Source organism: Arcobacter vandammei, from assembly GCF_016106035.1.
Classification (GTDB): domain Bacteria; phylum Campylobacterota; class Campylobacteria; order Campylobacterales; family Arcobacteraceae; genus Aliarcobacter; species Aliarcobacter vandammei.
In genome coordinates this window covers 1-7486 of the sequence record NZ_JADKPZ010000031.1, presented here as the reverse complement: position 1 = coordinate 7486, position 7486 = coordinate 1, and the positions used below count along the sequence as shown (strand labels likewise).

Annotated in this window: 9 protein-coding genes; all 9 read left to right on the top strand. The window is 24.8% G+C overall.

The window, feature by feature from the left end; translation table 11 throughout:
* Window positions 1-303: 303 nt before the first annotated feature.
* The 9 genes from IQC44_RS11145 to IQC44_RS11105 all read left to right on the top strand — a co-directional run bounded on the left by IQC44_RS11145 (window position 304) and on the right by IQC44_RS11105 (window position 7268).
* Window positions 304-1911, top strand: a complete 1608-nt coding sequence (locus tag IQC44_RS11145; RefSeq protein WP_198306436.1) for a phosphoethanolamine--lipid A transferase — start codon at window positions 304-306, stop codon at window positions 1909-1911.
* Window positions 1889-2593: a phosphatase PAP2 family protein gene (locus IQC44_RS11140; RefSeq protein WP_198306435.1), complete on the top strand. Its 705-nt coding sequence runs from the start codon at window positions 1889-1891 to the stop codon at window positions 2591-2593. The genes IQC44_RS11145 and IQC44_RS11140 overlap by 23 nt, the downstream gene beginning before the upstream one ends.
* Window positions 2571-2933: a diacylglycerol kinase gene (locus IQC44_RS11135; RefSeq protein WP_198306434.1), complete on the top strand. Its 363-nt coding sequence runs from the start codon at window positions 2571-2573 to the stop codon at window positions 2931-2933. The genes IQC44_RS11140 and IQC44_RS11135 overlap by 23 nt, the downstream gene beginning before the upstream one ends.
* A 76-nt stretch (window positions 2934-3009) precedes the next feature.
* Complete coding sequence (locus tag IQC44_RS11130) at window positions 3010-3411, top strand: DUF1924 domain-containing protein (RefSeq protein WP_198306433.1); 402 nt, start codon at window positions 3010-3012, stop codon at window positions 3409-3411.
* Window positions 3412-3427: 16 nt separating this feature from the next.
* Complete coding sequence (locus IQC44_RS11125) at window positions 3428-3931, top strand: diheme cytochrome c (RefSeq protein ID WP_198306432.1); 504 nt, start codon at window positions 3428-3430, stop codon at window positions 3929-3931.
* Between the two features lies 1 nt (window position 3932).
* On the top strand, window positions 3933-5060 hold the full coding sequence (locus tag IQC44_RS11120) for a cytochrome b/b6 domain-containing protein (RefSeq protein ID WP_198306431.1): 1128 nt from the start codon (window positions 3933-3935) through the stop codon (window positions 5058-5060).
* Entirely contained in the window at window positions 5026-5415 is a 390-nt protein-coding gene (locus IQC44_RS11115) for a hypothetical protein (protein ID WP_198306430.1), read from the top strand. The genes IQC44_RS11120 and IQC44_RS11115 overlap by 35 nt, the downstream gene beginning before the upstream one ends.
* Entirely contained in the window at window positions 5408-6073 is a 666-nt protein-coding gene (locus IQC44_RS11110; RefSeq protein ID WP_198306429.1) for a response regulator transcription factor, read from the top strand. Before IQC44_RS11115 ends, IQC44_RS11110 begins: the two co-directional genes overlap by 8 nt.
* 1 nt (window position 6074) lies before the next feature.
* Window positions 6075-7268, top strand: a complete 1194-nt coding sequence (locus IQC44_RS11105; RefSeq protein ID WP_228286341.1) for an ArsS family sensor histidine kinase — start codon at window positions 6075-6077, stop codon at window positions 7266-7268.
* The last annotated feature ends 218 nt before the right edge of the window (window positions 7269-7486 follow it).

Sequence of the window (7486 nt, the reverse complement as noted above, 5' to 3'; positions counted from 1 at the left end):
TGGAGTGAGATTTATCCTCAACTTTGTATATTTTTCAGTGAAATTATGGAAAAATACACAAAGTAAGAAAATGGGTTAAAGGTGGTTTACACAGTTTAATTTATGGTCCCATTTAAAGAGATTAAAAACTCTTTATGCTGAATATGTTGATTATATTAAATATATATTTTAGTATATTAAAATCTATTCAAATAAAAGTAGCATTTTGCTACTTTTAAATCTTGACACTTTCTTGACATTTTATTATGAATTTATTAATTATTAAAAGATAATATTTCATAAATTATCACAAGGAGTTTATTCGTGTTAAGACTTTCTCAAAATAGACTAATAATAATTAGCTCTATATTTTTAACTCTATTTTATAATTATAAATTTTTCAAAGACCTTATTCTTACATATGGTTTTATAGGCTCAAATATTCTGTTTTTTTTATCAATAACTATTGTTTTAACGCTTTTAATTATAGTTTTATTAACTATTTTTAGCTCAAAATATACAACAAAACCTATACTAATAACAATTTTTATAAGTTCAGCATTTACAGCATATTTTATGGATAGTTATAGTGTTGTTATTGATTCAGAAATGATTAGAAATAGTTTACAAACAAGTTTTAAAGAGTCAATTGATTTATTTAGTTTTAGATTAGTTCTTTATGTTGTTTTTTTAGCAATTATTCCCTCTTATATTGTATATAAAACTACAATAAATTATAAATCATTAAAAGGTGAAATAGTTTCAAAATTAAAAACTATAACATTATCTTTAGTTATTATCTTTATAATAATTTTTAGTTTTTCAAAATTTTATACATCATTTTTTAGAGAGCATAAACCTCTAAGATACAATATAAATCCAATTTATTGGATTTATAGCATTGGAAATTATCTTCATAAAACTTTAGATACAGCACCAAGCGAAATTAAAGATATTGGTTTAGATTCAAAAGTAGTTGAAGATGAAAATGAACCTAAAGAGTTGATTATTTTAGTTATAGGAGAAACAGCAAGAGCAGATAGATTTTCATTAAATGGTTATGAAAAAGAGACAAATCCTTTATTAAAAAAAGAAGACCTTGTAAGTTTCACAAACATGTCTTCATGTGGAACTTCAACAGCACATTCAGTTCCTTGTATGTTCTCTATCTTTCCAAAAGATGATTATAGTTATAAAAAAGGCGCTGGTACAAAAAATGTTTTAGATGTTTTAAATAATACTCAAGATGTTGCAATTTTATGGAGAGATAATAACTCTGATTCAAAAGGGGTAGCACTTAGAGTTGATTATGAAGATTATCAAAAACCTGATAAAAATTCTATTTGCGATGATGAGTGTAGAGATGAGGGAATGTTGGTTGGTCTTGAAGATTATGTAGAAAAAAACAAAGGTAGAGATATTTTAATTGTTCTTCATCAAATGGGAAATCACGGTCCTGCTTATTATAAAAGATATCCAAAAGAGTTTGAAAAATTTACACCTGTATGCAAAACAAACCAGCTAGAAAATTGTACACAAGAAGAGATAAGTAATGCATATGATAATGCAATTTTATATACTGATTATTTTTTATCAAAAGCTATAAATTTTTTAAAAAAATATTCAAAAACTCATGAGGCAGGATTGTTATATGTATCTGATCATGGTGAGAGTTTAGGAGAAAATGGAATATATCTTCATGGTATGCCTTATGCAATAGCTCCAAAAGCACAAACACATGTTGCTTCTTTAATTTGGTTAGATAATGGACAAATGAGTCATGAATACAACAGAAGTAAAATAAAACAAAACAAAGATAAAGAGTACTCACATGATAACTTATTTAGTACTCTTTTGGGACTTTTTGAAGTAAAAACAGAAGTATATAAAAAAGAGTTAGATATATTAAATGAAGCTAGAAAAGAGCACTAAACAAATTATATATACAGCGCTACTTCTTTGCGCTGTAATTTTAATATTTCAATTTACAGATTTTGATATAGAATTTCAATCTATTTTTTATAATTTTGAAACAAAATCTTGGATTTTATCAAAAGATAATTATTTAGCAGATTTGATTTTTTATAGTGGATTTAAAAAAATATTTATAATATTTGCATCTATTATTTTACTTCTATCAATTTTATCTTTTTTTAAAAGAATTAAAATATTAGAAAAGTACAAAAAAGGCTTATTAATAGTATGTTTAAGTACTATTTTAGTACCTTCTTTGGCTTCTTTAAAAAGTGTTACAAATGTTCCTTGTCCCATAAATATTATAGAATTTGGGGGAGATTCAATTGATGTAAAAATTCTTGAATCATATCCAAAAGATTATATTCAAGAAAAAAAACAAAGATGTTGGCCAGCTGGACATGCAACAATGGGTTTTTCTTTGATGGCTCTATATTTTTTATTTAAAAAGCCTAGAAATCAAAAAATTGCTCTAGCTTTTGGTGTAACCGTAGGTGTATTAACTGGGGGATATAAAATATTAATTGGTGACCACTTTTTAAGTCATACATTAGTTACTATGATATTAGCTTGGTTAGTAATTTTGATTATTCATAAATTAATAGTAAAGGAAAACTTTGAGAAATCAACCAAAATATAACTTTTTTAAAAACACATCTTATGCATTAAAAGGTTTAATTGACTTAATAAAAAATGAAACTTCATTTAAAATTGAGCTAATAGTAACAATTATTCTAATTCCTGTAATTATTTTTATTGATACAAACTTAACAAATAAAGCTATTTTATTTATAACTTTAATAGGAATGATTTTAGCTGAAGCCATAAATAGTGCAATAGAGAGAGTTGTAGATTTAGTAACTCTTGAACATAATCCTATGGCTGGTAGAGCTAAAGATGTTGGAAGTACTATTGTATTTATTAGTATCTCTATTTTTGTAATTACATGGGTAATTATATTATTTGATATATGTAAATAAATTGTCAAGTAAAAAAACATAATATCTTTAAACTATTCTTTTACAATTCTAAGTATAAAATATTTAGGAGTAAATTATGAAAGCATTTCTAATAGCAACTTTGGTTGCAACTTTAAGTTTTAGTGCTACAGTTGATGATTTTTTAGAGTCTTTAAAAAAAGAAGTTTTAAAAACAGATTTATCTTTCAAAAGTTTTGATTATAAAAGAGGTGAAGAGATCTTCTTATCAAAACATATTGGGAAAAAAGGTGAATTAATCTCTTGTGCATCTTGTCATGGTACAGATTTAAATAAATCAAATCAAAATTATTTTACAGGTAAAACAATAGATGCTCTTTCTCCAAAAGCAAATCCAAACAGATTTACAAATAAAGCAGAAATTGAAAAATGGTTAAAAAGAAATTTCAATGATGTTTATAATCGTGAAGGAACTGCGCTTGAAAAAGGTGATGTAATTACTTACATCATAAATAAATAAATAAAAGGAGCGAACAATGAAAAAAATAATCCTTTTAGGACTTACTAGCTCTTTCTTATTTGCTGGAGGAATGAGCGTATCTGTTAAACCAGTTGATAATACAATTTACGAAAAAGAGTGTGGTAGTTGCCATTTTGCATATCCAGCAGGACTACTTCCTACTAACTCTTGGAATAAAATGATGTCAAATTTAAGTGACCACTTTGGTGATGATGCAACTGTAGATGAGAAAACTTTTCAAACTCTATCAAGCTATTTAAATGAAAATAGTGCTGAAAAAAGTATGCAATATAAAAGAAGTAGAAAAATAGTTGAGAATTTAAATGGCACTATTCCCGATTCTATTTCAAAAATGCCTTATATGAAAAAGAAACATGAAGATATTAAAGAGAATTTAATTACTCAAAAAGAGGTTAAAGGTATGTTTAACTGTACAGCTTGTCATCAAAATGCTAAAAAAGGTATATTTAGTGATGATGATGTAAATATTCCAAATTATGGAAAATGGGAGAAAAATTAACATGCAAAAATCATATATTTGGTCACTACCAACAAGAGTTTTTCATCTCTTGTTTGCTTTGTTTATTCTAATTGCTTTTTTAACAGATGATGATGAATTTTTAAGATTTCATGCAATTGCTGGTTACTCTATTCTAATTTTATTATTTTTTAGAGTTTATTGGGGATATTTTGGTCCAAAATACTCTTTATTTAAAGATTTTCCAGCAAATAAAAATGAAGCTAAAAAGTTTTTAAAAAATATTTTTAGTGGTTCTTTTAAAAATGAGCAAAAATACATAGGTCACAATCCATTAGCATCTTATGTAATGATAGCTATGTTAATTGTTACTTTTATTGTAATTGTTACAGGTGTATTAGCTTATGGAATACAAGATGGAAAAGGAGTAGCTTCTTTTTTAAATGACTCTTTTTTTAAAAAAATGAAACTTTTTAAAGAGATTCATGAATTCTTTGCAAATTTTCTTATCTTTTTAATTGTTATGCACTTAGTTGGAATTGCCTTTGATAGAGTGTTTCATAAAAAGTACGAAACTCTAAACTCTATAGCAACTGGATATAAAATGACTTCTGAAGATGAGAGTATAAAACTATCAATTTTTCAAAAACTATTTGCAATTGTTATGTTTATAGCTTTTTTAGCTTTTTTGATTTTTAATCTTTATAAACCAAATAATATTTTAGTTGCTTCAAAGTTTGAGCCAATTGATTATAAAACACAAAATTTAGCTTTTGTAAATGAGTGTGGAAGTTGTCACACCCTTTATCCTCCAAATCTATTGCCTAAGAAATCTTGGGTTTTAATAATGAGTGATTTGGAAAATCATTTTGGTGATGATGCAAGTTTAGATGAAGATGTAAATAAAAATATTTTAACTTTTTTAGTAAACAATAGTGCAGAAACTTCAACTAATAAAGCTAGTTGGAATTTTCTAAATTCAATAGGCGATAAAGATATAATTGCTTTATCAAAAACTACTTATTGGGAAAGAAAACACAAAAAGATTCCAAAAGAGGTCTTTAAAAATGAAAAGGTAAAAAGTGTTGCAAACTGTAAAGCTTGCCATAGTGATATTGAAAAAGGGTTGATTGAATATGAAAATATTAAAGATATTTCTGATTTTATTTAGTATATTTTTGTTTTTAAATGGTGATGATGACTATAAAAAATATAAACACTCTTATAAAAATTTAGATTATTTAAATTTAGATGAGAAGCAAGTAAAAGCTATAAAAAATATTCTTTTAGATCTAAAAGATGAGTATAAAGAGTTTTATGAATTTAAAGATGATATTGAAGATGATATTGAAGATTTAATAGAAGAGTCAAATTTTGATGAGAATTTATATATTCAAAAAAGTATGGAAATCAAAAAAAAGGCTACAATTTTAGAAGCTAAAAGAATAAAAAAGATATTAGAGATTTTAAATGAAGAGCAAAGAGATGAATTTGCAGATCATTTCAAGGAGTGGATAATTGAATAAAAAGGTTTTGTTGGTTGAAGATGATTTACAAATGCAATCTTTGATAGTTGATTATCTAAAAGATTATGGATTTATTGTTACTGCTTTTGATAATCCAAAAGATGTTTTAGAAGATTTTAAAATAAACAATGACTATTCAATTATAATTTTAGATTTAATGCTTCCATTTATGGATGGATTTGATCTCTTTAATAAACTAAAAGATATAAAAAATATACCTATAATTATCTCAACAGCAAGGGGAGATATAGGAAATAAGATACATGGTTTTGAGCTTGGAGCTGATGATTATCTTGCAAAACCTTATGAGCCAAGAGAGTTGGTTTTAAGAATAGAGTCTATTTTAAAAAGAAATTCCAATAAAGAGTTTAAAGTTGGAGATTTCACAATAGACAAAGATAGCAGAACTGTTCTAATTGATGGTTATCCTATAGATTTTACAAAAATAGAGTTTGAAATTTTTATATATTTAGTTGAAAATCAAAACAAAATATCCTCAAGAGAGCAGATTTTAAATGCTACTTCTTTAGATTTGGATACAAGAAATAGAACTATTGATATGCATATTTCAAATATTAGAGCAAAAATTGGTGATGATTCAAAAAACCCTAAATATATAAAATCTATTTGGGGAATTGGTTATAAGTTTGTAGGTTAATATGTCGATTTTTAAAAAATTAACTATCCTTTTTATTTTAAGCTTTATTCTAATGACTATAATTGGAGTATCGATTGATAATATAAACTCAAAGAAAATAGATAATTTTGCTAAAGAGAAGTATTTAAAGATAATTGATGATATTTTTAGAAATATAGAGAATAAAAGCTATGTAAACTCTTTGGTAGAAAAAAACAGTTTACAAATAGTAAAAAATTTAGATGAAAATGATTTAGAAATTATATACTCTTTAGATTCAACATTTGGAAATATTTCAATACTAAAATATAAATCATCAAATATCTATATTCTAAAAATAAAATATTTGGATGAAACATATATTTTCAAAGCTTTAGATGAAGAGAGTTTAAGTGATAAAACTATTTTAAACATACTGGTATTTTTGGATATTTTTGCTCTTTTAATGATGTTTTTATTTATAATCAAACTTTTAACTCCTCTAAAAACAATAACAAAAGATATAAAATCTTTTGCAAATGGTAATTTATCAACAAGAATAGATATAAAAACAGATGATGAGATAGGAACTTTAGCATCTAATTTTAACTCAATGGCAAGTTCACTTGAAAACTCTATAAAAACAAGAGAAGCGCTACTTCGAGATATTGGACATGAGCTAAGAACCCCAATAGCAAAAGGAAAATTTGCAATAGAAAAAATTGATGATTTTTCTCAAAAAGAGTTACTTAAAAAGATTTTTAATGATTTAGAAAAACTCACAAATGAACTAATAGAGCTTGAAAAACTAAATATTACAAACTTAGATATAAAAATATTTAGTGCAGAAACTTTAGTTTTAGAATCTTTAGGAAAACTATATTTAGAAGATGAATCGAAAATCAAAATAGATATTTATGAAGATTTTAAAATAGAGGGTGATTTATACTATATGTCAATTGCACTTAAAAATCTTATTGATAACGCTTTAAAATATGCTATCTCTTTTCCAATTATTATAAAAGTAGATAAAAATGAGATATCTATTTCAAATAGTGGTGAAAAACTATCAAAAGAGTTTGAATACTACTTAAAACCTTTTACTCAAGAGCTTATTCAAAGAGATGGTTTTGGCTTAGGTTTAAGTATTGTCAAAAAGATTATTGATAAACACAATTTTAAACTTATCTATAAATATGAAAACAACTTTAATATTTTTAAAATTATTTTCAAATGAACTATTTATATCAAATCAAAAATCTTATATTAAAATTAAAGGAATATTTTTATGAAACTTGTTAGAGAACTTTTAAAAGTTTATCTTATTTTTGGGTAGTATAAAATATATTTTATTAATGTTTGTACAGCTTCTCTTGTCCAAAGTGCAAATTTAAATTTTAACTGTTGTGGATTTGTATCTATTAGTTTTTGAATAATCTTTTTTTCTTGTTCTGG

Coding starts and splice junctions, on each gene's coding strand:
- IQC44_RS11120 (WP_198306431.1), top strand. CDS start 3,933: ATGCAAAAATCATATATTTGGTCACTACCAACAAGAGTTTTTCATCTC.
- IQC44_RS11140 (WP_198306435.1), top strand. CDS start 1,889: ATGAAGCTAGAAAAGAGCACTAAACAAATTATATATACAGCGCTACTT.
- IQC44_RS11125 (WP_198306432.1), top strand. CDS start 3,428: ATGAAAAAAATAATCCTTTTAGGACTTACTAGCTCTTTCTTATTTGCT.
- IQC44_RS11115 (WP_198306430.1), top strand. CDS start 5,026: ATGAAAATATTAAAGATATTTCTGATTTTATTTAGTATATTTTTGTTT.
- IQC44_RS11105 (WP_228286341.1), top strand. CDS start 6,075: ATGTCGATTTTTAAAAAATTAACTATCCTTTTTATTTTAAGCTTTATT.
- IQC44_RS11130 (WP_198306433.1), top strand. CDS start 3,010: ATGAAAGCATTTCTAATAGCAACTTTGGTTGCAACTTTAAGTTTTAGT.